This is a genomic window from Rhizobacter sp. P3_B12, from assembly GCF_056402895.1.
In genome coordinates this window covers 1-23518 of the sequence record NZ_JBFUGN010000010.1, presented here as the reverse complement: position 1 = coordinate 23518, position 23518 = coordinate 1, and the positions used below count along the sequence as shown (strand labels likewise).

22 protein-coding genes are annotated in these 23518 nt (G+C 69.0%); 17 read left to right on the top strand and 5 right to left on the bottom strand.

The window, feature by feature from the left end:
• On the bottom strand, positions 1 to 1098 hold a 1098-nt coding region (locus tag AC1D01_RS01385; RefSeq protein ID WP_477864325.1), incomplete at its 3' end, for an ABC transporter substrate-binding protein.
• A gap of 241 nt (positions 1099 to 1339) precedes the next feature.
• Between AC1D01_RS01385 and AC1D01_RS01380 the strand changes: the two genes are divergently transcribed.
• Positions 1340 to 2443, top strand: a complete 1104-nt coding sequence (locus AC1D01_RS01380; RefSeq protein WP_477864326.1) for a PDDEXK nuclease domain-containing protein — start codon at positions 1340 to 1342, stop codon at positions 2441 to 2443.
• A gap of 4 nt (positions 2444 to 2447) precedes the next feature.
• On the opposite strand, the gene AC1D01_RS01375 is transcribed toward AC1D01_RS01380, so the two are convergent.
• Complete coding sequence (locus tag AC1D01_RS01375; RefSeq protein WP_477864324.1) at positions 2448 to 3512, bottom strand: substrate-binding domain-containing protein; 1065 nt, start codon at positions 3510 to 3512, stop codon at positions 2448 to 2450.
• Positions 3513 to 3761: 249 nt separating this feature from the next.
• Here AC1D01_RS01375 and AC1D01_RS01370 point away from each other — a divergent pair, with 249 nt between their 5' ends.
• Together AC1D01_RS01370 and AC1D01_RS01365 are read left to right on the top strand one after the other, a co-directional pair.
• A complete protein-coding gene (locus tag AC1D01_RS01370) occupies positions 3762 to 4805 on the top strand; it encodes an RHS repeat domain-containing protein (protein WP_477864323.1) in 1044 nt (347 codons plus the stop codon).
• Positions 4783 to 5127 (top strand): DUF4288 domain-containing protein, encoded by a 345-nt coding sequence (locus tag AC1D01_RS01365; RefSeq protein ID WP_477864322.1) that lies wholly within the window; start codon positions 4783 to 4785, stop codon positions 5125 to 5127. Before AC1D01_RS01370 ends, AC1D01_RS01365 begins: the two co-directional genes overlap by 23 nt.
• Before the next feature lie 2 nt (positions 5128 to 5129).
• Here the strand turns inward: AC1D01_RS01365 and AC1D01_RS01360 are convergent, their stop codons facing one another.
• The 3 genes from AC1D01_RS01360 to AC1D01_RS01350 form a co-directional block, all read right to left on the bottom strand.
• Positions 5130 to 5711: a hypothetical protein gene (locus AC1D01_RS01360; protein ID WP_477864321.1), complete on the bottom strand. Its 582-nt coding sequence runs from the start codon at positions 5709 to 5711 to the stop codon at positions 5130 to 5132.
• 50 nt (positions 5712 to 5761) lie between these two features.
• Positions 5762 to 6034, bottom strand: a complete 273-nt coding sequence (locus AC1D01_RS01355) for a hypothetical protein (protein ID WP_477864320.1) — start codon at positions 6032 to 6034, stop codon at positions 5762 to 5764.
• 92 nt (positions 6035 to 6126) lie between these two features.
• Positions 6127 to 6576, bottom strand: a complete 450-nt coding sequence (locus AC1D01_RS01350) for a DUF2726 domain-containing protein (protein WP_477864319.1) — start codon at positions 6574 to 6576, stop codon at positions 6127 to 6129.
• A 262-nt stretch (positions 6577 to 6838) separates the two neighbouring features.
• On the opposite strand from AC1D01_RS01350, the gene AC1D01_RS01345 reads away from it, so the two are divergent.
• From AC1D01_RS01345 to AC1D01_RS01280, 14 genes are all read left to right on the top strand, one after another.
• Positions 6839 to 7834: an EpsD family peptidyl-prolyl cis-trans isomerase gene (locus tag AC1D01_RS01345; RefSeq protein ID WP_477864318.1), complete on the top strand. Its 996-nt coding sequence runs from the start codon at positions 6839 to 6841 to the stop codon at positions 7832 to 7834.
• Positions 7835 to 7857: 23 nt separating this feature from the next.
• Entirely contained in the window at positions 7858 to 8757 is a 900-nt protein-coding gene (gene epsE / locus AC1D01_RS01340) for a polysaccharide export protein EpsE (RefSeq protein WP_477864317.1), read from the top strand.
• Between the two features lie 55 nt (positions 8758 to 8812).
• A complete protein-coding gene (epsF, locus tag AC1D01_RS01335) occupies positions 8813 to 10282 on the top strand; it encodes a chain length determinant protein EpsF (protein ID WP_477864316.1) in 1470 nt (489 codons plus the stop codon).
• A gap of 24 nt (positions 10283 to 10306) precedes the next feature.
• Complete coding sequence (locus tag AC1D01_RS01330; protein ID WP_477864315.1) at positions 10307 to 11188, top strand: polysaccharide biosynthesis tyrosine autokinase; 882 nt, start codon at positions 10307 to 10309, stop codon at positions 11186 to 11188.
• Positions 11189 to 11279: 91 nt separating this feature from the next.
• On the top strand, positions 11280 to 12122 hold the full coding sequence (xrtB, locus tag AC1D01_RS01325) for an exosortase B (protein WP_477864314.1): 843 nt from the start codon (positions 11280 to 11282) through the stop codon (positions 12120 to 12122).
• Complete coding sequence (epsI, locus tag AC1D01_RS01320; protein ID WP_477864313.1) at positions 12119 to 12859, top strand: exosortase-associated protein EpsI, B-type; 741 nt, start codon at positions 12119 to 12121, stop codon at positions 12857 to 12859. The genes xrtB and epsI overlap by 4 nt, the downstream gene beginning before the upstream one ends.
• Before the next feature lie 10 nt (positions 12860 to 12869).
• Entirely contained in the window at positions 12870 to 13814 is a 945-nt protein-coding gene (locus AC1D01_RS01315; RefSeq protein ID WP_477864312.1) for a glycosyltransferase family 2 protein, read from the top strand.
• Between the two features lie 10 nt (positions 13815 to 13824).
• Entirely contained in the window at positions 13825 to 15159 is a 1335-nt protein-coding gene (locus AC1D01_RS01310; protein ID WP_477864311.1) for a hypothetical protein, read from the top strand.
• Positions 15146 to 16402 carry a glycosyltransferase family 4 protein gene (locus AC1D01_RS01305; RefSeq protein WP_477864310.1) on the top strand — a complete coding sequence of 419 codons (1257 nt, stop codon included), beginning with the start codon at positions 15146 to 15148 and terminating at the stop codon, positions 16400 to 16402. Before AC1D01_RS01310 ends, AC1D01_RS01305 begins: the two co-directional genes overlap by 14 nt.
• A complete protein-coding gene (locus AC1D01_RS01300; RefSeq protein ID WP_477864309.1) occupies positions 16399 to 19131 on the top strand; it encodes an oligosaccharide flippase family protein in 2733 nt (910 codons plus the stop codon). Before AC1D01_RS01305 ends, AC1D01_RS01300 begins: the two co-directional genes overlap by 4 nt.
• Before the next feature lie 3 nt (positions 19132 to 19134).
• Positions 19135 to 20229 (top strand): glycoside hydrolase family 99-like domain-containing protein, encoded by a 1095-nt coding sequence (locus tag AC1D01_RS01295; RefSeq protein WP_477864308.1) that lies wholly within the window; start codon positions 19135 to 19137, stop codon positions 20227 to 20229.
• Complete coding sequence (locus AC1D01_RS01290) at positions 20213 to 21388, top strand: glycosyltransferase (RefSeq protein ID WP_477864307.1); 1176 nt, start codon at positions 20213 to 20215, stop codon at positions 21386 to 21388. Before AC1D01_RS01295 ends, AC1D01_RS01290 begins: the two co-directional genes overlap by 17 nt.
• Positions 21385 to 22575: a glycosyltransferase family 4 protein gene (locus AC1D01_RS01285; RefSeq protein ID WP_477864306.1), complete on the top strand. Its 1191-nt coding sequence runs from the start codon at positions 21385 to 21387 to the stop codon at positions 22573 to 22575. Before AC1D01_RS01290 ends, AC1D01_RS01285 begins: the two co-directional genes overlap by 4 nt.
• On the top strand, positions 22575 to 23518 hold a 944-nt coding region (locus tag AC1D01_RS01280), incomplete at its 3' end, for a DUF1972 domain-containing protein (protein WP_477864305.1). The genes AC1D01_RS01285 and AC1D01_RS01280, both read left to right, overlap by 1 nt.

Genomic DNA, 23518 nt, shown 5'->3' with positions numbered 1-23518 from the left:
CTTCGAGATCACGCCCGCCCACGACCCGCCGGTGGTGTTGCCGACCACGTTCGGCTGCGCGGTGGGGACCCAGTCATGGCGCGCGAGGCTGTAGTACGCGCGCGTGCCCGGCACCGGTGCCGCGCCGATCTTGCCCTTGACCTTGCTGCCGGGTTGCTGCGCCAGCGCGCCCAGGTCGCCCCAGGTGAAGGTCAGCGCCGCGCGCCCGGCGAGCAGGTAGTCCCAGCTCTGGCCGAGGTCCCAGTGGCGCATGTCGCGCGGCCCGAAGCGGACCAGGTCGACGAAGGCCTCGAGCGCGCGCACGTGCCCGGGGCTCGCGATCAGCGGCCGCATGTCGGCGGGATCGAACCAGTACAGCTTCGGGCTGTCGGGGCCGATCACGAACGGCGCCGAGAACGACATGAAATGGAACATGCCCTGGGCACCGACCTTCAGGTGCATCGACAGGCCGTGATCGGGCTCGCCATCGCCGTTGAGGTCCTTGCCGTCGAAGTACTCCGCCACGTCGCGGAACTGCGCCCAGGTCTTCGGCACGTCGAGCACGTAGCCGTACTTCTGACGGAAGGCCGCGCGGTGCTGCGGGTCCTCGAGGAGGTCGCGCCGGTAGTACATGACCTGGCCGTCGTGGTCGTTGGCCACCATGTACTTCCTGCCGGCATACGACAGCAGGCTGCGCGGTGCGGGCAGCACGTCGTCGAGGCTCCAGGCCGGGAAGCGCGGGTCCTTGAAGTACTTGTCGTACGACAGGATGTAGTCGCCGGCCACCAGTTCACCGAGCCACCAGGCCCCGGCGTACGAGGCGTCGTACTTGCCGGCGTGGGTGGTGAGGTCGGACATGAAGGTGGGGAAGAGATCCTGGTGCGTGAGCTGGACCAGGTTGAGCCGGGCGCCGGTGGCGGCCTCGAACTCGGCCCGGAGTTCGCCCAGAGCGCCCTCGTTGGCCTCCTTGATGATCAGCATCGTGACGGTCTGTCCGGCGAACGGACAGCGGCCGGGCTGGCAAGGGGGGACGACCCGCGGCGGGACGATGTCGCCGACGTTCACCGTCGAGGCCTTGTAGACCTCGGTCTTCGGTTTGGCTTCCTGTGCTGTCGCCATGGGCGTCGCCATGGCCGTTGCCGCGAACACCGCGATCAGCAATGCTGTCCACCTCGCTGTTGCGCACATGGCCGTCTCCTGGGGGTTGCCGGCACGGTCCATTCTGCGCCGCCGCACGGCTGCCGTGTGCCGTTTCGTGGCCGAAGCGCGTTGGACCGGCCAAGACGACTGCGCGGAATGCTCTGCCATGAGCGGCCCTTTTGAGTTTCGTTTCCCAGTACGCCGATGGTTAGCATCAGGCATGAGCGAACTCAGCCCCGCGAATCCCGATGAAAGCCTGCACTACGGCGGCATCCACGGCGACATCGTCGCCCTGCTCGAGGCTGCCCGCCATGCAGCCGCGCGCAGTGTCAACGCGCTGATGACGGCGAGCTACTGGGAAATCGGCCGGCGCATCGTCGATTTCGAGCAGGGCGGCCAAGGTCGGGCCGCGTATGGCGAAGCCTTGATCGAGCGCTTGTCCACAGATCTGACAGCCCGCTTCGGACGCGGATTCAGTCGTCAGAACTTGCAGCAGATGCGCCAGTTCTATTTGACGTGGCCTGCGGATCGGATTCGCCAGACAGTGTCTGGCGAATCCGGCGTGGCCCATTCCTTCCCTCTTCCCTGGTCGGCCTATGTGCGCCTGCTGTCCGTCAAGAATCCTCTGGCCCGCGCCTTCTACGAAACCGAAGCGCTGCGCGGCGGCTGGTCGGTGCGCCAGCTGGACCGCCAGATCGGCAGTCAGTTCTACGAGCGCACGGCTCTGTCGCGCAACAAGGCTTCGATGCTGCAGAAGGCAGGGCCCGCCGAGCCCGGCGACCTCGTCACGCCCGAGCAAGCCATCAAGGACCCGTTCGTCCTGGAGTTCCTTCAACTCAAGGACGAGTACTCCGAATCGGATCTGGAAGATGCGCTGATCCAGCACCTGGCCGACTTTCTGCTGGAACTGGGCGACGACTTTGCCTTCGTCGGACGCCAGCGCCGCCTGCGCATCGACGACAGCTGGTTCCGGATCGATCTGTTGTTCTTCCACCGTCGGCTCAGGTGCCTGGTGGTCATTGACCTGAAGGTCGGCAAGTTCACCTATGCCGACGCGGGCCAGATGCACTTGTACTTGAACTATGCCCGCGAGCATTGGATGAAACCTGGAGAGAATCCGCCCGTCGGCTTGATCCTCTGCGCAGAGAAGGGCGCTGCCGAAGCGCATTACGCGTTGGAAGGGTTGCCCAACACTGTGCTCGCGGCGGAGTATCAGACCGTGCTGCCCGACGAGAAGCTGCTGGCTCAGGAACTCGACCGGACGCGCCAGGAGCTGGATGCGCGACTTGCCGGGCAGCCCCCCACCGTTGGGGACACAGAGTGAAGGCTCAGATCTGCCCCTGCTGGTAGAACCCGCTCTCCACCAGCACCTGCTGCCAGTTCGCCTTGTTGACGAACACCGGCTTCAGCAGGTACGACGGCACCACCTTGACGCCGTTGTTGTAGGTCTTGGTGTCGTTGATGGTGGCCGGCTTGCCGTTCATGTACTCGTCGACCATCGAGGCCACGCGCACCGCCAGCTGCCGCGTGTCCTTGAAGACGGTCGACGACTGCTCGCCGCGCTGGATCGAGCGCACCGAGTTCAGCTCGGCATCCTGCCCCGTCACCACCGGCCACGGCTGCGCCGCGGTGCCGTAGCCCACGCCTTGCAGCGCGGTCAGCAGCTCGACGCTGGTGTTGTCGTTCGGCGAGAGGATCGCATCGAGGCGGCGCTTCGCGTACAGCGTCTTCAGCATCCCCTGCAGCCGCGCCTTCGCGATCGCGCCGCTCCATTGCGGCGTCGCCACCTCGGCCATCGCGACCTTGCCGGAGCCCACCGTCAGCGCGCCCGAATCGATGTACGGCTTCAGCACCGACAGCGCGCCGTTGTAGAAGAAGTGCGAGTTGTTGTCGTCGGCCGCGCCGGCGAACAGCTCGATCAGGCCCTTGCCGCCCTCGCGCAGCTTCAGCCGCGCCTCGATGTCGCGGCCCTGCAGCACGCCGACCTCGAAGTTGTCGAACGTGGCATAGGCGTCGACGTTGCCGCTGTCGCGGATCAGCCGGTCGTAGGCGATGACCTTCACGCCCTTCTTCGCGGCGGTGTCCAGCACGGCGGTGAACGCGCTGCTGTCGCTCGCGCCGATCACCACCACCTTCGCGCCGCCGTCCATCATCTTCAGGACCTGGCCCGGCTGGTCGGCGGCGTTGTTGACCGCGTACTGCAGGTCCACCGTGTAGTTGAGCCGGTTCAGCGTGCGCATCATGCTGAGCCCATCGTCGACCCAGCGTCGCGACGAGAAGGTCGGCATCGACACGCCGATCAGGCCCTTGCCGGCCGCGGCCGCACGGGCCACGCGAGAGGACGCCAGCAGGGCCGGCGCGGTGAGGGAAAGCAGGAGTCTTCTACGGTTCATGGCTTGTCTCGGTGGCTCCAGTCGAAGTGCTGGATGGCGCGCAAGGTAAGGTCGTACCGCCGTGTAACCGATCGAGGCAAACCCTGAGGGCGCGCGGCCGAGTGCAACGAATCGCACGCATGCGGTGCCGCGGTGCGCCGTAGTACGCGCAGCTACAGACCCGCTGGCCATCAGGGCCTTCTGCAAGATCCCTCACAGTGCCTGCAGAGACTTCCTGCCATCCAAGAACCACATGGAACAGGAAGGCCCATGAACATCAAGAAACTCTTTGCGACGGTGATGCTGGCGCTGCTGCAAGCCATCGGCGTTCAGCCGACGTCCGCCGAACCCAACCGGACGTTCACCTACGACAACGCCGGAAACACCCTCTCGGACGGCCGCAACTACACGGCGACCTACAACCTGAGAGGCCAGCTCGCGACCATCACGAAGGACGGCATCACAACCACCTACACCTACAACGCCGCCGGGCAGCGGGTGCGCAAGGCGAGCAGCAACGGGCCGGCCCACACGGTCGTCTTCATGTACGACAAGCAAGGCCACCTGCTCGGCGAGTACAACCACACGGGCGAGGCATTGCGCGAATACGTGTGGCTGCGCGACACGCCCATGGTGGTCTTCACGCCGGACCCCGCCAACCCGCGCGGCGACCCGCTCGTGTACTTCATTCACACCGATCACCTGGACACACCACGCGTGGTGGTCGACAGGAACAACGTGGTCCGCTGGCGGTGGATTTCGGAGCCCTTCGGGACGACGGCCCCCGAAACCAATCCGAGCGGCCTTGGCGACTTCACGTTCAACCTGCGGTTCCCCGGGCAGTATGCTGACCAGGAATCAGGGCTGGTCTACAACTACTTCAGGTACTACGACCGCCAGCAAGGTGGCTACACACAACCCGATCCCGTTGGGCTGGCGTCGGGCAGCCTGTCGCCCTATCCCTATGTTGATGGCAACCCGCTGACGCGCGTCGATCCGTTCGGCCTCCAAAGCGTCGACAGCCCCAATGCGACGCTGCACTCGGCCATCGCCAGAGGCGATGTGCGTCAGTTGGAGGCATTGTTGGAAGCCCTTGCTCCCGAAGAGCAGGTGCTTGCGAGAAACGCCATCGAGAAATTTTCGTCTCGAGCCGTGGATTGGATTGGACGAAACTGTCGCGGATCCATCAATCGAGAATTCCCCGACCAGTTCAGGAATCGAACGCTGAAGGAGATACTCGATCTGGCCAGGACCGGAGACAGCGCGGCGAAGAAGGCATGGAAGCTCATCAATGACAACCGATTCCGAAAATAGCGGTTCCTTGTTCGCAGCCAACCTGCTGTTTCGCTCGTCCCGAGATGGCGTGTTCGATGATGCGAACCTGTGGGAAGAGTCGCTCGTCCTGATCGAGGCTTCAAGTGCCAATGACGCCGAAGCGAAGGCCGCGCTGCTCGCCGTCCTGGCGGAGTCGTCCTATGTCGCGATGGACGGCACACGCGTCGCATGGACCTTCTTCAAGGTCGAGCGCGTATTCGAGATTTTCGATCAGCCTCTGCGCCATGGGTCGGAGTTGTTCTCCCGGTATTTGAGGCATGCTGAAGTCCAGAGCCTGCTCACGCCGTTCGAGGACCCGTGAACTCAGAAATAGTGCGTGTACATCAGCCCCACATGGTCGCCCTTGATCTTCGGCGCACCATCGCCGGTGGTGAAGTTCTCCTTCACGAATCGCAGCTTCACCGCCGAGTGCGGCGTGATCAGGAACTCGCCTTCGAGCACGCGGCCGGTGGCGTGCTTGTAGTTCTGGTTCAGCGCGCTCGCATCGCCGCTGCCGCGCAGCTTCGCGCCGAACACGAACTGCGCGCCGGCACCGAAGCGCAGGTTGTTCGTCACCGCAACCAGCCCCATCAGCTCGAGCGGAAAGCGCTGGAAGCGCAAGTGGCCGCCCGCGGCCTTGCGCCGGTCGAACTGGAAGCCCAGGTTCATCTGCAGCGCGAACGGCTCGGCCACCCAGTACTCGGCACCGGCGAACACCTGCAGGCCGCGGCCGGCGTCCATCTCGGCGCCCGAGCCCTCCACCAGGTTGTCGCCGCCCGCCGTGAGGCCGCCGCCCAGCGAGAGCTTCAACGGCCCGCCGCCATCGGCCGCATGGGCCGCCGGGGCTGCAGCCAACGCCAGTGCGGCGCAGAGGGTGGCCGCAGCCACCGATCGGAGTTCGGTCATGAGAGAGATCCTGTGCAATTTCCGGAACGACGGCGATCCATGCGGGGGCGTCACGGCGTGTCCCGCACGAACACCATCCCCATCACGCCGACCGACAGCGTGTGCCCGTTCACCGACGTGTACGACGCAACGCCGAGCGAGTGGTAGCTCGACACCAGCGCGGCCAGCGAGCCGATGCCCAGCACCTTCGCGAGCGCATTGCGTTCGCCGATCGCGGCGCGCACGCTGTCGCGGTGGCGCTCGGCCGACGGGTTCAGCACGGCGGCCAGCGCCAGCGTGGCGGCCACCAGGCCGAGGGCGGTGAAAAGTGAGCGTGATGACATGGCCACGGAAAAAAGTTCGGATCGGAACCGGCAAAAACGACCGGTGATTGTCGCCGCGACCGGCCCGCGCCCCGGAAAAGTCGTCCCGACGATCAGCCGGCCGCCCGCAGCACCGCCGTGCGCAGGTCGATCTCGCTCGGCACGCGCTTGAAACGCAGCACGCGGTAGCCGGCCGCGCTCAGCATGCCGTCACGCGCCGCCACCTCGGCGGCATCGCGGGCGTGGCTCGCCTCGTCGAGCTCGATCAGCGCCAGCACGTCGAACTCGCGGCTGCACACCACGAAGTTCGCGAACTGCCGCTCGAAGCGGCCGCGCGTCGAGCGGTGGCTCGCCGTCAGCAGCGCCGACAACGACACCTGCGCCAGCACCACCTGCTCCGGAAAGGCCTCGCACAGCCGCTGGAACATCGGCTGCTCCTRCTTGCCCAGCGGCCGCCGCGCCACCGGCGCCGCGCCCGGCTCGCGCGCCGCGCGGTTCTTCATCACGCCCAGCACGGCCAGGCCGGCCAACAGCAGCACCGTCACCACCAGCACGATCGTCATTCGCGAGCCCTTGCGTCGATTGCGGTGCGCCGATTGTGCGGGAGCCCCACCCATTCACGGGGGGTAGCCGGGCGTCACGAACTCGCGCCGGGTGTAACCAAGCTCCGCAATTGCAACCGGGAGGCGTGCACTGCGCCACATGGGCATCAGTCTTGCTCATACCGGATTCTGTTTTTGTCATATTGGTGCCTTCCCTGAGTCGCGTTCAATCGATCACGGCAGCGGGCGGCACGTGAGGAGAAGTCATTTGCCACATCCACGCATGCCCACGACCGTTCGACCCGTTCTGCGCGCCGGCCTCGTGCTGGGCTGCGCACTCGTGATGGCCGCCTGCGGCAGCAAGCGCGAAGGGGCGACCCAGGTGGCGGCGAAGGTGAACAAGGAAGAGATCTCGGTGCACCAGATCAACTTCCTGATGCAGCGCCAGGGCAACCTGAAGCCGGAGCAGGTCGAGACCGCGAGCCGCAAGACGCTCGACGCGCTGATCGACCAGGAACTCGCGCTGCAGGCCGCCAACGAGCAGCGCCTCGACCGCGATCCGCGCGTCGTGCAGGCCATCGAGGCCTCGCGGCGCGACATCCTCGCGCGCGCCTATGCCGAGCGGCTCGCCGAGAGCGCCGCGGTGCCCACCGAGAAGGACATCGCCGACTACTACAACGCCCACCCGGAGCTGTTCGCGCAGCGCCGCGTCTACGCGCTGGTGGAGACGGCCGTCGAGGCGACGCCGGCGCAGCAGCAGGCGCTGAAGCCGCAGCTCGATGCCGCGAAGAATGCCGACGAGGTGGCCGCCGCGCTGCGCGTCGCCGGCCTGCGCTTCGGCACGCGCCAGCTGACGCAGGGCGCCGACGCGCTGCCGATGCAGGCCGCCGCACCGATGACCACGCTGAAGGAAGGCCAGTCGCACGTGATCGCCGGGCCGCTCGGCGCGCGCATCCTGACCATCGTGTCGGTGAAGCCCGCCCCGCTGGCCGCACCCGAGGCGAAGAACGCGATCCAGCAGTACCTGCTGGTCGACCGCAAGCGCCAGGTGGTGGAGCAGCAGCTGAAGCAGCTGCGCGCCTCGGCCCGCATCGAGTACCAGGGCAAGTTCGCGCAGGCCGCAGGCGACGCACCGGCCGACGGCACGCCGCCGGTGGTCGTCACGACGCCGACCGCCGACGTGTCCGCGACCAGCGCCACCCCCGGCGCGGCCCCCGCCGCCTCGGGCAGCACGCTCGACGCGTCGTCCGTCAACAAGGGACTCTCCAACCTGAAGTGATGCAACAAACACCCTCGATGGCCATGACGATGAAACGCCTTGCCCAGCGCGCGATCGGTGCCGCCGCGCTGGTCGCACTCACGTGGGGAACCGCCCTCGCGCAAGCGCAGACAGCCCCCGCGCCCGCAACGACCGCGGCGGTGGTGAGCGGCAACGCCCCGGCGATCGCACCGGGCGTGGCACCCGACCCCCGGCCGCGCGAATACGTGATCGGCGCCGGCGACGTGCTGCGCGTCGCGGTCTACCAGAACCCCGATCTCGCGATCGAGACGCGCGTCTCCGACACCGGCCAGATCAGCTTCCCGCTGCTCGGACAGGTGACGGTGGGCGGCCTCACGGTGCCGCAGATCGAGAAGGCGCTGGCCGACGGCCTGCGCACCGGCAATTTCGTCAAGCAGCCGCAGGTGACGGTGCTGGTGACGCAGGTGCGCGGCAACCAGGCCTCGGCGCTCGGCATGGTCAACCGCCCGGGCCGTTTCCCGATCGACGTGAGCGGCATGCGCCTGAGCGAGCTGCTCGCGCAGGCCGGCGGCATCGCCCCGGGCGGCAGCGATGTTGTCATCTTGACCGGTATCCGCAACGGGCAGCCCTACCGCCTTCAGGTCGATATTGCCGCACTATTTGCAAGCGGTGCCCAGAGCCAGGATCCGGTGGTGCTGAACGGCGACACGCTGTACGTCGAGCGCATGCCCACCGTTTACATCTATGGCGAAGTGCAACGGCCCGGCGCGATCCGCCTCGAGATCAACATGACGCTGATGCAGGCGCTTGCCAGCGGCGGCGGCCTGACCCAGCGCGGCACGACGCGCGGGCTGCGCGTGCACCGGCGCAACGGCGAAGGCCGCGTCGAGGAACTGCAGCCCGGGATGAACGACACGCTGCAGAACGGCGACGTGATCTACATCCGCGAGAGCCTGTTCTGAGCCGGCTCCAAGACCACAAGAAACCACCACCACCTCCCACACTGCGAGCCTCGCCATGTCCTTCTCGCAATTCATGTCCATCCTGCGGGCCCGCTGGAAAGCGGCGCTCGCGATGCTGCTGCTGACCCTCGGCACCGCGCTCGCGTTGAGCCTGCTGCTGCCGAAGAAGTACACCGCCAGCGCGGCCCTCGTGATCGACGTCAAGTCGCCCGACCCGATCGCCGGCATGGTGCTCGCCGGCATGATGACGCCGGGCTACATGTCGACCCAGGTCGACATCATCACCAGCGACCGCGTGGCCCAGCGCGTGGTGCGCGACATGAAGCTGAACCAGAACGCCGAGAGCCGCGCGAAGTGGCTCGACGCCACCGACGGCAACGGCGAGTTCGAGGCCTGGCTGGCCGAGGCGCTGCAGAAGCACCTGGACGTCAAGCCCTCGCGCGAGAGCAACGTGCTGAACGTCAGCTACACCTCGCCCGACCCGAAGTTCAGCGCCGCGCTGGCCAACGCCTTCGTGCAGGCCTACATCGACACCAACCTCGACCTGCGCGTCGATCCGGCCAAGCAGTACAGCAGCTTCTTCGACACTCGCGCGAAGGAGCTGCGCGAATCGCTCGAGAAGGCGCAGGCCAAGCTGTCGACCTACCAGAAGGAGAAGGGCCTGGTGTCGACCGACGAACGCTTCGACGTCGAGAACGCCAAGCTGAACGAACTGTCGACGCAGCTGATCACGCTGCAGGCGCTGAGCGCCGAATCGACCAGCCGCCAGCAGCAGGCCGCGCTGTCGCCGAACCAGCTGCCCGACGTGATCAACAACCCGGTGGTGGGCGGCCTGCGCGCCGACCTGTCGCGCCAGGAGGCCCAGCTGCAGCAGCTGAGCACGCGGCTGGGCGACGCCAACCCGCAGGTGCTGGAGCTGAAGGCCAACATCACCGAGCTGCGCTCGCGCTACGACGCCGAGGTGCGCCGCGTCAGCAGCAGCATGGGCGTGAACAACAACATCAACAAGGCGCGCGAGGCCGATGTGCGCGCCGCGCTCGAAGCGCAGCGCAGCAAGGTGCTGAAGCTGAAGGACCAGCGCGACGAATCCCAGGTGCTGCAGCGCGACCTCGAGGCCGCGCAGCGCGCCTACGACGCGGTCGGCGCGCGGCTGACGCAGACCAGCCTGGAAAGCCAGAACAACCAGACCAACATCTCGGTGCTGACGCGCGCGTCGGTGCCGGCCCGCCACTCGTCGCCGCGGCTGCTGCTGAACATGCTGGTCGCGGTGTTCCTCGGCGGCATGCTGGCGGTGGGCATCGCGCTGCTGCGCGAACTGATCGACCGCCGCGTGCGCAGCCCGGAAGACCTGGTGCGCACCATCGGCCTGCCGGTGATCGGCAGCATTCCGCAGCCGATGCGCAAGCGGCTGCTGGGCGGCAAGCAGCGCTTCGTGCTGCCGCAACGGGTGCTGGCGCGGCTGCCGGGTGCTTCCACGAAACTGGCCGTCGCCAACGGCAGCGGCAACGGCATGAGAGGGCGCTGAGCCATGGCGAACATGAGAGACGGAATGGCCAGTGTCGGCGGCGGGGGCGGCGCGCAAGAGGGCCAGCAGCTGCACGACCGCAGCATCGGCGACATCATTGCCGACCTGAAGAACCTGTCGTCGCAGCAGGTCGAGACGGTGCTGGCCTACCAGCGCCAGCACCGGCTGCGCTTCGGCGAGGCGGCGGTGGCGCTCGGCTTCGCGAGCGACGACGACGTGCTGTACGCGCTGTCGCAGCAGTTCCACTACCCGTACGCACCCGAGGAGCGGCGCGACCTGAGCCGCGAACTGGTGGCCGCGGTGCAGCCGTTCAGCCAGCAGGCCGAAGCGTTCCGCGCGATCCGCAGCCAGCTGATGATGCGGCTGTTCTCGGCCAACGAGCCGAAGCGGGCGCTCGCGATCGTCAGCCCCGACCCGGGCGACGGCAAGACCTTCTTCGCGGCCAACCTGGCGGTCACGCTGGCGCAGCTGGGCGGGCGCACGCTGCTGGTCGATGCCGACATGCGCGGCCCGCGCCAGCACGAGGTGTTCGCGGTGGCAAACGGTGCCGGGCTGTCGAACGTGCTGAGCGGCCGCAAGGAAACCAACGTGATCCACCAGGTGCCGGACCTGCCGAGCCTGTTCCTGCTGCCGGTGGGCGTGACGCCGCCGAACCCGCTGGAGCTGGTGGAGCGGCCGGCCTTCAAGCTGCTGCTGCGCGAGCTGCTGTCGAAGTTCGACCACGTGCTGGTCGACACGCCGGCCGCGTCGTACGGTGCCGACGCCGGCGTGATCGCGGCGCGCTGCGGCTCGGCGCTGGCGATCGCGCGCAAGAACCAGTGCCACATGAACGGCCTGCAGGACCTGGTCAGCAGCCTCGCGGAAAGCCCCGCCAAGCTGGCCGGCGTGGTCTTGAACGATTACTGAAGAAATGACGCCCCCCCCGAAGCGCTCCGCGCCTCCCCCCGAGGGGGCGCCACCAGTGGCCCGGCAAAGCCGGTACCACGGTGGCCGCTCGATGGCAGCCTGGCTGACGCCATGGCTGTTGCCGGCCGCGGGGCTGGTGGCGATGTACGGCCCGAGCTTCTTCGACCTGCTGAACGGCATCTGGCGCTCCGACGAGCAGGGCCACGGCCCGATCGTGCTCGGCATCTCGATCTGGCTGCTGGTGCGCGCGTGGCCGGCCGCGATGTCGATGCCCGGCGACCGGCCGCGGCCGCTGATCGCGTGGCCGCTGCTGCTGGTCGGCGCGTTGTCGTATGCGCTCGGGCGCTCGCAGGGCATCCTGATCCTCGAGATCGGCTCGCTGCTGTGGATGCTGGTCGGCCTCGCGCTGCTGCTGCGCGGCCCCGGCGCGCTGAAGCGCCTGTGGTTCCCGCTGTTCTTCATGCTCTTCATGATCCCGCTGCCGGGCACGCTGGTGGATGCGCTGACGCAGCCGATGAAGCTCGCGGTGTCGTTCGTCGCCGAGAACATCCTGTACCGCATCGGCTACCCGATCAGCCGCACCGGCGTGATCCTGCAGATCGGCCAGTACCAGCTGCTGGTGGCCGATGCCTGCGCCGGGCTGCACACGCTGTTCACGCTCGAGGCGCTCGGGCTGCTCTACCTGAACCTGGTGCGGCATGCGTCGGTGTTCCGCAACGTCGCGCTCGCGATCCTGATCGTGCCGATCAGCTTCTGCGCCAACGTGATCCGCGTGATGGTGCTGACGCTGATCACCTACCACTTCGGCGACGAGGCCGGCCAGGGCTTCCTGCACGGCTTCGCCGGGCTGGTGCTGTTCATGGCAGCGCTGCTGCTGATCACCGCCACCGATTCGCTGCTGCGGCTCGGCGTGCGGCACAAGGCGGCGGCATGAGCGCGGCCTTCGTTCCCAGCTGGAAGGGCGCTGCGGCGGCACTGGCGCTGATGCTGGGAGCCGTGGTGCTCGCCCAGGCCTTCACGCCGCGCGCGCGGCTGGCGGCGCTGAGCAGCGACCTGAAGCTCGAGACCGCGATCCCGCGCACCTTCGCCGGCTGGCGCGTCGACAACGGCACCGTCGCGCAGGTCATCAACCCGCAGCAGGTCGCGCTGCTGAACACGCTGTATGCGCAGACGCTGACGCGCACCTACGTCGGCCCGGCCGGCGAGCGGGTGATGCTGTCGATCGCCTACGGCGCAGCCCAGGCCGGCGAACTGGAGCTGCACCGTCCCGAGGTCTGCTACGTGGCGCAGGGGTTCCAGATCCGCGGCGGCGGCCATGCCGCGCTGCAGGCCGACGCGACGCGCGTGCCGGTGCAGCGGCTGCTCGCCAGGCTCGGGCCGCGCAGCGAGCCGATCAGCTACTGGATGCGCGTCGGCGACGACGTGATCCCGTCCGGCATGCAGCAGCAGGTGTCGCGCTTGAAGCAGGGCATGCGCGGCTGGATCCCGGACGGCCTGCTGTTCCGCGTCTCGACGATCGCGAGCGACACCGCGCCGGCCTATGCGATGCAGGAGCGCTTCATGGCCGACCTGCTGCAGTCGGTCGACCCGCGCACGCGGCGCTTCCTGATCGGCCCGGTGAGCCCGTCGCACAGCCCGGCCGACGCCAGCGTCGCCGCCACCGCCCCGTGAGCGCCTGCCCATGAACCCGCCCGACGTCTCGGTCGTCATCGTCAACTACAACGGCCTGCGCTTCCTGCCCGACTGCCTGGACACCGCGCGTGCGGCGTTCACGCGCCACAGCGCCGAGATCATCGTGATCGACAACGCGTCGGTCGACGGCAGCCAGGAATTCCTGCGCACGCGGCCCGACATCCGCTACATCGAATCGAGCGAGAACCTCGGCTTCACCGGCGGCAACAACCGCGCCGCTGCCGAGGCGCGCGGCCGCGTGCTGCTGCTGCTGAACAACGACACGCGCTGCGACGGCAGCCTCGATGCGCTGGTCGACGAGGCGTTGCAGCCCACGGTCGGCGTGGCCGGCTGCCACCTGGTGTACGGCGACGGGCGGCTGCAGTTCTCGGTCGGCTTCGAGCACACGCCGGCGCGCATCGCGCTGTCGTGGCTCGGGCTCGAGAAGCAGTGGCGCACGCCCGACGTGTTCCGCCGCGTGCAGACGCGCCCGGCGTTCTATGCGCAGTCGAACCCGTCGGTCGACTGGGTCTCCGGCGCGTGCCTGGCGACGCGGCGCGAGGTGTGGGAGCGGCTCGGCGGCCTCGACGATGCCTTCTTCATGTACTGCGAGGACGTCGACTACGGCCGCCGCGTGCGCCAGCTGGGCCTGCGCGCCAGCTACCGCGCCGACGTGACCGTCACGCACTACGAAGGCGCGGGCAAGGCCTGGGCCGGCCGCGCCACCGTGCTGCGCACGCTGCGCTCGTACCTGCTGTTCGTCACCAAGCACTTCGGGCGCGGCGCGGCCTCGCGGCTCGCGCTGTCGCTCGGCGTGGTGTTCTCGGCGAAGGCGCTGGCGCATGCCGGCCGCGCCGTGCTGTCGCAGAACGCCGAGCGCCGCGCACTGCAGCGCGACAAGCGCAACGGCTACTTCAACGCGGCGCAGCAGTCGTTCGCTGCGTGGTGGAAATGAGGGGTCCACGATGAGAGCGGCCGGCCGCCTCCTCTGCCTGATCGCCTTCGTGTCGCTGCTGTCGCAGTTCGGCAAGACGCTGCTCGGCATGGCGCACGCGCCCAACATCATCCCGCCGCTGCGCGACGGGCTGCTGCTGCTGCTGGTGCTGTTCGCGATCAGCCGCACCGATGTCTTCAAGGCGCGCGGCTTCTACCTGTGGGCGCTGCTGTGCATCGCGACGATCTCGGCCACGGTGTTCGTCGCCGCGTTCGACGACCGCCACATCCCCGGCCTGTACTACGCCCGCATCTACCTGCTGCCGCTGCTGTTCGCGGTGGCGCTCGAAGGCATCGTGCTGCGCGCGAGCGACGACGACGTGCGCGCGCTGCTGCGCATGAGCTTCTGGTGCGGCCTGCTGGTCGTGTTCACCGCATTCGGCATCTTCGCCGCGGTCGAGCTGAGCCCGCGCCTGCTGCGCACGCTGATGGGCGACGACACCGGCACCGGCCCGCTCGCGAGCGCCTGGTACATCGCCGGCGGCACCTGGCTGCGCATGGGCCTGCCGGCCACCGGGCCGAACTCGCTGGGCCTCGCGCTCGGGCTGTATGCGCTGCTGGTCGGCGGCCTGCTGTTCTCGCGCAAGCCGCGCCCGCTGCCGAGCCTCATCGTGGTGGCGGCCCTGGTGCTCGCGCTGCTCGCGGTCGCCCTCACCTTCTCGCGCAGCAGCTGGCTCGCGATCATGCTGGGCACCCTGGCGCTGGTGCTGGCCTGCGTGCCCGGCGGCGTGCTGTTCAGCCCGGCCAACCTGACGCGCATGGTGCTGGCCGGCGCGGTCTCGGTCGCGCTGATGGGTGTCGCGCTGCTGCTGCTCGACAGCTACAGCGACGGCGCCGTCAGCCGCTGGGCGCTGCTCAACTTCAGCGGCACCGACCCGTCGATGGTCGGCCACCACAAGTCCTTCGTCGTCGCGATCGAATCGCTGGACGACTACGCCTGGCTTGGCTACCCGAAGGGCACCGTCGGCGCGCGCGCGGCCCTGTTCGGCGGCACGCTCTACAACGTCGAGAACAGCTTCCTCGCGGTGTTCTTCGACATGGGGCTGCCGCTGGGCAGCCTCTTCATGCTGTCGATCGCCGGCATCCTGTCGGGCCTGTGGGTGCACCGCAGCCAGTGGTCGGTGCTGATCGGCTTCACGGTCTGCGCGTTCTTCCTGCCGTACAACTTCGAGCCCGACATCGTCGTGTTCTTCCTGTTCGTCTTCACGCTGCTCGGCCGTTTCATGCAGGGCCATGCCGCCGTCTTCGCGCCGCCTCGTGCGCCTTCGCTGTACCAGTCCACCCTCGCCACGCATGAACTTGCCTGAATCGCCGGCTCCCGCGGCGACGGCCGCCCCGGCCCCGCGCGTGCTGCTGCTCGCGCCCTTCCTCTACGGCGAAGCGTCCGCCAACGGCGGTGCCGCCCTCTGCTGGGCCCAGCTGAAGGAGCTGGCCGGCGTCGCGACGGTCGCGTTCCTCGGCTTCCGCGGCGCCGATGGCGATGAGCGCGAGACCCGCGACCTCGCGAGCCTGAAGACGCATTGCGCCGAGGTCGACAGCGTGCCGCTGCGGATCGAACGCAGCGTGGTGCTGCGCGCGCGGCTCGGCTCGTTCGCCTTCGGCGAGCCGGAGTTGGCGCGGCTGTGCCGCACGCCGGCGATGGAATCGGCCTTGCGCGCGATGCTGCTGCGCTTCCGCCCCGACGTGGTGTGGATCCAGTTCCCGCAGATGGCGCAATACGTCGAGCTGTGCGAGGGCGTTCCTTGTGTGATGGACGTGCAGGACGCGTACAGCCTGTCGGGCTTCCGCCAGGCGCAGCGCGCGCCCGGCCCGCGCAACTGGTTGAACTGGGTCGCCTGGGCGCGCTACGAGGCGCGCCACTACCCGCGCTTCGCCGCGGCGCTGACGCTGTCCGAACAGGATGCGCAGGTGCTGCAGGCGCTGAACCCGGCCACGCGCGCGTTGTCGATGGGCCTGCCGCTGGCCGACGAGCAGGTGCTGCAGCGTGCGCACGGCGCGGCGGTGGCGAACCAGGTCGGCTTCGCCGGCAGCTTCGGCCACCAGCCGAACCTGGAAGGCATGGCCTGGTTCCTGCGCGACATCTGGCCGCGCGTGCGCGAGCGCATGCCGCAGGCGCGCTTCGTCGTCGCCGGCCGCAACCCGCCGGCCACGCTGACGGCGCAGGCCGGCGACGGCAGCGGCGTCGAGTTCAGCGGCTTCGTGCCCGACATCCATGCGTTCTACGCGAGCAACAGCGTCACCGTGGTGCCGCTGGTCAGCGGCGGCGGCGTGAAGATCAAGACGGTGGAGGCGATGCTCGCCGGCTCGGCGGTCGTGTCCACGCGCATCGGCGTCGAGGGCACCGGCGCGCTCGACGGCTGCCATGCGATGGTGGCCGATGAAGCACAGGCCTTTGCCGACCACATCGTGCGCGTGCTGTCGGACGATGCGCTGCGCGCGCGGCTGTCGGAGGCGGCGCGCCAGCATGCCGGCGTCGCGTTCTCGGCCAGCTCGTGGCGCGAGCGCGTGCTGGCGACGGTCAAGGCTTCGCTGAGCGAGGTCGCCGCATGAGCAATGTGCCGTTGGATTCGCAGCACAAGATGTCGGCCACGCGCGGCACGATGTGGGCCTACGTGCAGAACTGGGCCGCACGCGGCATCACCTTCGTCGTGTTCTTCGCGCTCGCCCGCCTGCTCGGCCCGGCCGAGTTCGGCGCGTTCGCGGTCGCGATGGTGTTCCTCACGCTCGGCGAGATCTTCGTCGAGCAGCTGTTCGGCCATGCGCTCGTGCAGCGCGCGGCGCTGAGCCCCGGGCACATCAACGCCGCGTTCTGGACCACGATGGCCTGCGGCCTCGTGCTCGCGCTGCTGGCGTTGACCTGCGCGCCGCTGTTCGCGCGCGCCTTCGACAGCCCCGGCATCCAGCCGGTGATCATGGCGCTGTCGCCGGTGTTCGTGCTGATGGCGCTGTCGGCGGTGCCGGCCGGCCTGCTGCGCCGCTCGCTCGACTACCGCACGCTGGCGCGCCGCACCGCCACCGCCAACCTGCTGAGCGGCGCGGTCGCGATCGTCGCGGCGCTGCTGGGGCTGGGCGTCTGGGCCTTCGTGCTGCAGCAGCTGTGCTTCCACGTCACCGGCACCGTGATCCTGTGGCGCCACGAAACCTGGCGCCCGCGCTGGGCCTTCGACCGCGGTGCGCTGCGCGATCTGTCGGGCTTCTCGGCACGCATCACCTTCGTCAAGCTGCTCGACCTGGCCGAGACGCGCGTGATCGAACTCGTCGTCGGCCGTCAGATGGGCCTCGCCCTGCTCGGCAACTACGCGCTCGCCGCGCGGGCACAGCTCGCCGCGACGCAGCTGCTCGCCGCGCCGCTGTGGGATGCGTCGATCTCGGTGTTCGCGCGCGCGCAGGTCAACCGCGAGGCCTTGCTCGATGCGATCGCCACGCGCTCGCTGATGGCGGCCACCTTCATCGTGCCGGCCTTCCTGCTGGCTGCCGGCTCGGGCGCKGTGCTGGTGCCGGCCGTGTTCGGCGGGCAGTGGCACGACGCGGTCGCGCCGTTCCAGATCCTGTGCCTGTTGGGTGCATTGCGCACCATCGCCTTGCTGTATTCGTCGGCCGTGCAAGCCACCGGTGCGGCCGGCGCGATGGTGCAGGTCGGGATCGTGCGTTGCACCTGCAGTTTCCTGGTATTGCCCTTGCTGTTGCCCTTCGGCCCCGCGGGCGTTGCCGCCAGCCTGTTGTTCGGCCAGATGGCGGCGGTGCCCATCATCTTCCGCGTCATCCGTCTCTCCCTGGAGATCCCCGCCATGCCCATCATCCGTCAGATCGCCAAGCCGGTGCTGGCCGCCGTCCTCGCCGCCGCCGTCGGCTTCGCCATCGCGAACTTCGCGCAGAGCCGCGTCCCCCCCGTCGTCGGATCGGTGGTGAGCCTGGGCATCAGCGCGGCGCTGTATGCGCTGCTGATCGTCGCGCTGATGCCGCGCGTGCTGCTGAAGCACGTGTCGCGGCTGCCCGGCACGGTGGGCGCGGCCGGCGTGCGCTTTCTCGAAGGCGTGGTGCGCCTGAACGACGGGATGATGGTGCGCGCCTATCGGTTGCTGATGCTGCTGGCGCGCCCCTTCTCGGCGCAACCGGCGAAACCGGGCGAGGTGGTGATCGTGATCGCCGATGCGTATTCGATGATCGGCTCGGTCGGCGACCAGGCGCTGGTCGGCGGGCTGACCTCGCTGCTGAAGCAGGCCGGCATCCGATCGGCCCGCGTGCTGTGCCGGCCCGGCGTGGACATGCCGGTCGGCGGCGACGTCGCCTTCACCGCGATGCCGCTGTGGGGCCGGCTCGGCCAGGCCGGCGCGGTCGCGAACGAACTCGCGAAGGCACGCGCGTTGATCGTGATCGGCGCCGACGTGCTGGACGGCTTCTACTCGCGCTTCGAATCGATGCTGCGGCTCGAGGTGGCCGGCTTCGCGGCACGCCGCGGCGTGCCGGCGATGGTGTGCAGCTTCAGCTTCAACGACCGGCCCGATCCGGCGATGGCCGGCGCGTTCCGCAAGCTGCCGCAGGGCGTCACGCTGCTGTGCCGCGATGCGGTGTCTCGCGAGCGGGTCGCGCAGCTGGTCGGCGAGCGCGTGAAGCTGACGGCCGACCTCGGCTTCCTGCTGGAGCCGTCGCCGGCGAGCGCGCTCGAGAGCAGCGTCGCCACCTGGCTGAAGGACGGTCCGCGTGCCAGCGGCCCGGTGATCGCGTGGAACCTGTCGCCGCATTCGCTGAAGCTGCTGACGGCCGCGCAGCGCGACCAGGCGGTGTCGGCCTCGGCCGCCGCGATCGCGCGGCTGGTCACCGAGCGCGACGCCCGCGTGGTGCTGGTGCCGCACGACTTCCGCCCGCACGCGAGCGACCCCGAGATGCTGGCCGACGTGTTCTCGCGGCTGCCGGCGGCGGTGCAGCCGCGCGTGCTGCTCGCGCAGGGCCCGTACACCGCGGCCGACGTGAAGCAGTGCTGCCAGCATTTCGACCTGGTGCTGACCGGCCGCATGCACCTGATGATCGCGACGCTGGGCCGCGACATCCCGGTGGTGGCCGTCGAATACCAGGGCAAGTTCGCCGGCGCGCTGCGCCATTTCGGGCTCGGCGCGGAATCGCTGCTGAGCCCGCTCGAGGTCTGCGATGCAGACAGCCTGTACCGCTGCGTCTGCGCGCGCCTGGACGCGCTGGACGTGACGCGCGCGCAGATCCGTGCGCGCCGCCCGGCGGTCGAGCAACTGGCCTCGGCGGCCCTCGCCGTTCAACTGGGAGCATGAGCCATGAGCATGGGCATCCGCAGTCTTCTTCTTCGACTCGTCCTCGCCGCGGCCTGCTGCGCGGCGCCGTGGTCGGCCTGGTCGGCCAGCTCGCCGTACCAGCTCGGCATGTACTACTACCCCGGCTGGTCGCCCGGCGTGAAGGGGCCGTCCGAGCCTGACACCTGGTCGTCGATCAAGCCCTTCGCGAAGGACCGCGAGCCGATGCTCGGCTGGTACCGCGACGACAAGGCCGTCACACTGGACCGGCAGATCGGCTGGATGGCCGATGCCGGCATCTCGTTCATCATCTTCGACTGGTACTGGGAGAACGCGAAGCCGGCGGCCCAGACCGCGGTGCTCGCCTACCTGGCCTCGGCACAGCGCTCGAAGGTGAAGTACTCGCTGATGTGGGCCAACCACACGGCCGAGCCGAAGACGCTGGCCGAGTGGGATGCGCTGGTCGATTTCTGGATCGCCAACCACATGAAGCGGCCGGAGTACCTGCGCATCGACAACAAGCCGGTGATGTTCCTGTTCTCGCCCGACGTGTTCCGCACGCAGGCGACCGCGATGAAGACGACGCCCGCGGCGATGCTGACCCGTGCCCGCGCCCGGGCCAGCGCGGCCGGGCTGCCGGGCATCTACTTCGTGCTCGGCGTGGTGGCCTCGCAGTTCTGGGTGCGCGACTTCGCGTTCAACAGCGGCTTCGATGCGATCTCGGCCTACAACTACCACTTCGGCATCGCCGGCGAGGATTCGACGCGCACGCCGTACTCGAAGAGCTACGACGAGCTCGACCAGTACTACCGCATGCAATGGAACTGGATCGTGAAGTACAGCAAGCTGCCGTACTTCGTGCCGATGACGGCCGGCTGGGACCGCACGCCCTGGGGCGGCAGCTCGCAGCCGGGGCACGACAACTCGGTGTCGACGCCGGCCAGCTTCGAGGCCCACCTGCGCGCAGGCAAGGCGGTGATGGACGCCAACCCCGACCGCACCAAGCGCATCGGCGTGCTGTGCTGCTGGAACGAGTACGGCGAGGGCTCGATCATCGAGCCGACGAAGAAGTTCGGCATGCAGTACCTGGAGAGGATTCAGGATGTCTTCATCCCCTGAATCCACGGCCTCCGCCGCCGGCCCGCTGCGCGTGATGGTGCTGCTGCCGCGCCACCTGGACGTGGCCGCCTGGTCGCAGCGCCATGCGCGCGGCGAGGCGCCCGACGCGACGCCCTACGGCTACCACCATGCGTTGCAGCAGGGCTGCAGCCTGAGCTTCTCGCGCGCGACGCCGACGTGGCCGGGCGCGCTCGGGCTGGTCGACCGGGCACTGCGCAAGCTGCTCGGCTTCGACCTGCGGCACGTGTGGGCGAACCGCGCATTGCTGCACCCCGGGCGGGCCGACGTGATCTGGACCCACACCGAGTACGAGCACCTGGCCGTCGGGCTGCTGCGCCGGCTGGGCATCGACACCGCGCCGATCGTCGCGCAGTCGATCTGGCTGGTCGACGAATGGAGCCGCTGGTCGGGCGTGCGCCGGCGCCTGGTGCGCTGGCTGATGCGCGATGCCGAGGCCGCCACCTTCCACTCGCCGCTGAACATGGTGCGGGCCCGCGAGCTCGATCTCGGCGAGCGGCAGGTGATCGTCGACTTCGGCATCTCGCTCGACAGCTACCCGATCGCGACCGAGCGCCCGCAGGCGGTGCTCGACGGCACGCGGCCGCTGCACGTGCTGGCGCTCGGCAACGACCGGCACCGCGACTGGGAGACCCTGGCGCAGGCGCTCGGCGGGCGCGCCGGCGTCGAACTGCGCATCGGCTCCAGCCATTTCCCGGCGCACCTGGCGCAGTCCAACATCGACGCGCATCCGATGACGCAGGCCGAGGTGGTCGCGAACTACGGCTGGGCCGATTGCGTCGTCGTGCCGCTGCACGAGAACCTGCATGCCTCCGGGCTGACCGCGGTGCTCGAGGCCACCGCGCGCGGCGTGCCGGTGGTGGCGACGCGCGCCGGCGGGCTGGACCACTATTTCGACGACGACGGCATCGCGTTCTGCGTGCCGCACGACGCGGCCGACCTGTGGCGCGCGATCGATGCGCTGGTGACGACGCCAGGCCGRCGCGCCGCGCAGGTCGCGAGCGCGCAGCAGCGGCTGTTGTCGCGCCGCTTCAGCTCCGAAGGCTTCGCGACGCGCCACGTCGAACTGAGCCGACGCCTCGTCGGTGCGGGCCACGAGCCTGCACCGGTTTCCGCCACGCCCTTGCGCACACCCAGATGACGACGACACCGCCTCGCCGCCCCCGCCTCGGCGTGGATTTCCACACCTGGGACGGCATCTTCCAGGGCTCGCGCAGCCACATCCTCGGGCTGTATCGCGAGGCGATCCGGCTCGCGCCGGACATCGACTTCGTGTTCCTGCTCGACGGCATCGACAGCCTGCGCGACGCGCACGCCGAGTTCGGTGCGCCGAACGTCGAACWGGTGCGCATGCCGCACCAGCGCGCGCCGATCCGTCTCGGCGTGCAACTGCCGTGGCTGCAGTGGAAACACCGCATCGACCTGCTGCACATGCAGTACCGGCTGCCGTTCGTGCGCACCGGTGCGTGCGCGTGCACGATCCACGACCTGCTGTTCGAGACGCATCCGCAGTTCTTCCCGCGCAGCTTCGTGCTGCAGTCGAAGCTGACGTTCCGGCATGCGGCGCGGCGCGCGAAGCTGCTGTTCGCGGTGAGCCAGTTCTCGAAGGGCGAGATCGCGCGGCTGTACGGCGTGCCGGCCGACGACATCGCGATCACCTACAACGGCGTCGACCCGCAGCGCTTCAAGCCCGGGCCGGAGGGCGCCGACGCGGTGCGCGAGCTCGGGCTGGAGCCGGGCGGCTACCTGCTGACGGTGGGGCGCCTGGAGCCGCGCAAGAACCACGAGACGCTGATCCATGCGTACGCCGAGCTGGGGGCGGATGCGCCGCCGCTGGTGGTCGTCGGCCAGCGCGATTTCAGCTACGAGCAGATCGACCGGGCCGTCGTGGCGCACGGGTTGCAGCAGCGCGTGCGCTTCCTGTCGAAGGTGGGCGACCAGGCGCTTCCGGCGGTGATGCGGCATGCGATGGCGTTCGCGTACCCGGCCTTCGCCGAGGGCTTCGGGATGCCGGTGGCCGAGGCGATGGCGAGCGGCGTGCCGGTGATCACGTCCAACACCACCTCGCTGCCCGAGGTGGGCGGCGCGGCGGCGCTGTATGCCGACCCGAACTCCAGCGCCGAACTGGCCGCTGCGCTGCGGCAGGTGATCGGCGATGCCGGCCTGCGCGAGCGCATGCGCGAGCAGGGCCTGGCGCAGGTGCGCAAGTTCGACTGGCAGCAATCGGCGCAGGTGCTGGTGCATGGCGTGCGCAGCTTCTTCGCACCGAGGTTCTCGAACCTGGCTGCGTTCAATCCCCCCACCCCCTCGTCCACCCCCGACCGATGATGAACAAGACCCTCCGCATCCTCGGCACGCGCGGCGTGCCGGCCGCTCATGGCGGTTTCGAGACCTTTGCCGAGCACCTGGCGCTGTACCTGGTGGAGCGCGGCTGGCGCGTGATCGTGTACTGCCAGGAGGACGGCACCGGCCCGGTGTTCGAGGACAGCTGGCGCGGTGTCGAGCGGGTGCGCATGCCGGTGGATGCACCGGGGCCGAAGGGCACGATCGTGTTCGACTGGCAGGCCACGCGGCATGCCGCGAAGCACCGCGACCTGTGCCTGACGCTCGGCTACAACACGGCGGTGTTCTGTGCGCTGCTGCGACTGAAGGGGGTGCCGAACCTGATCAACATGGACGGCATCGAGTGGTCACGCGCGAAGTGGGGCGGTGTCGCGAAGACCTGGTTCTGGATGAACGACTGGGCCGGCTGCTGGCTCGGCAACCACCTGGTGGCCGACCACCCGGAGATCAAGCACCACCTGGGCACGCGCGTGAACGCGAACAAGGTGACGACGATCGCGTATGGCGCCGACCCGTTGCACGACATGCCGACCGGCCCGGTGCACGGGCTGGGGCTGGAGCCGGGCCGCTACCTGACGCTGGTGGCCCGGCCCGAGCCGGAGAACTCGATCCTGGAGGTGGTGCAGGGTTTCTCGCGTGCGCCGCGTGGTGTGACGCTGACGGTGCTGGGCAACTACTCGCCGGACAACGCGTACCACCGTGCGGTGAAGGAAGCCGCGAGCGCCGAGGTGAAGTTCGTCGGCGCGATCTACGACAAGCCGACGGTGCAATCGCTGCGTTTCCACAGCATGGCGTATGTGCACGGCCACCAGGTGGGCGGCACCAACCCGTCGCTGGTGGAGGCACTGGGGGCGGGCAATGCGGTGATCGCGCACGACAACCGGTTCAACCGCTGGGTGGCCGGCCCGCAGGCGGGCTACTTCAGCGG

Coding starts and splice junctions, on each gene's coding strand:
- AC1D01_RS01380 (WP_477864326.1), top strand. CDS start 1,340: ATGAGCGAACTCAGCCCCGCGAATCCCGATGAAAGCCTGCACTACGGC.
- AC1D01_RS01375 (WP_477864324.1), bottom strand. CDS start 3,512: ATGAACCGTAGAAGACTCCTGCTTTCCCTCACCGCGCCGGCCCTGCTG.
- AC1D01_RS01370 (WP_477864323.1), top strand. CDS start 3,762: ATGAACATCAAGAAACTCTTTGCGACGGTGATGCTGGCGCTGCTGCAA.
- AC1D01_RS01365 (WP_477864322.1), top strand. CDS start 4,783: ATGACAACCGATTCCGAAAATAGCGGTTCCTTGTTCGCAGCCAACCTG.
- AC1D01_RS01360 (WP_477864321.1), bottom strand. CDS start 5,711: ATGACCGAACTCCGATCGGTGGCTGCGGCCACCCTCTGCGCCGCACTG.
- AC1D01_RS01355 (WP_477864320.1), bottom strand. CDS start 6,034: ATGTCATCACGCTCACTTTTCACCGCCCTCGGCCTGGTGGCCGCCACG.
- AC1D01_RS01345 (WP_477864318.1), top strand. CDS start 6,839: ATGCCCACGACCGTTCGACCCGTTCTGCGCGCCGGCCTCGTGCTGGGC.
- epsE (WP_477864317.1), top strand. CDS start 7,858: ATGACGATGAAACGCCTTGCCCAGCGCGCGATCGGTGCCGCCGCGCTG.
- epsF (WP_477864316.1), top strand. CDS start 8,813: ATGTCCTTCTCGCAATTCATGTCCATCCTGCGGGCCCGCTGGAAAGCG.
- AC1D01_RS01330 (WP_477864315.1), top strand. CDS start 10,307: ATGGCCAGTGTCGGCGGCGGGGGCGGCGCGCAAGAGGGCCAGCAGCTG.
- xrtB (WP_477864314.1), top strand. CDS start 11,280: ATGGCAGCCTGGCTGACGCCATGGCTGTTGCCGGCCGCGGGGCTGGTG.
- epsI (WP_477864313.1), top strand. CDS start 12,119: ATGAGCGCGGCCTTCGTTCCCAGCTGGAAGGGCGCTGCGGCGGCACTG.
- AC1D01_RS01315 (WP_477864312.1), top strand. CDS start 12,870: ATGAACCCGCCCGACGTCTCGGTCGTCATCGTCAACTACAACGGCCTG.
- AC1D01_RS01310 (WP_477864311.1), top strand. CDS start 13,825: ATGAGAGCGGCCGGCCGCCTCCTCTGCCTGATCGCCTTCGTGTCGCTG.
- AC1D01_RS01305 (WP_477864310.1), top strand. CDS start 15,146: ATGAACTTGCCTGAATCGCCGGCTCCCGCGGCGACGGCCGCCCCGGCC.
- AC1D01_RS01295 (WP_477864308.1), top strand. CDS start 19,135: ATGAGCATGGGCATCCGCAGTCTTCTTCTTCGACTCGTCCTCGCCGCG.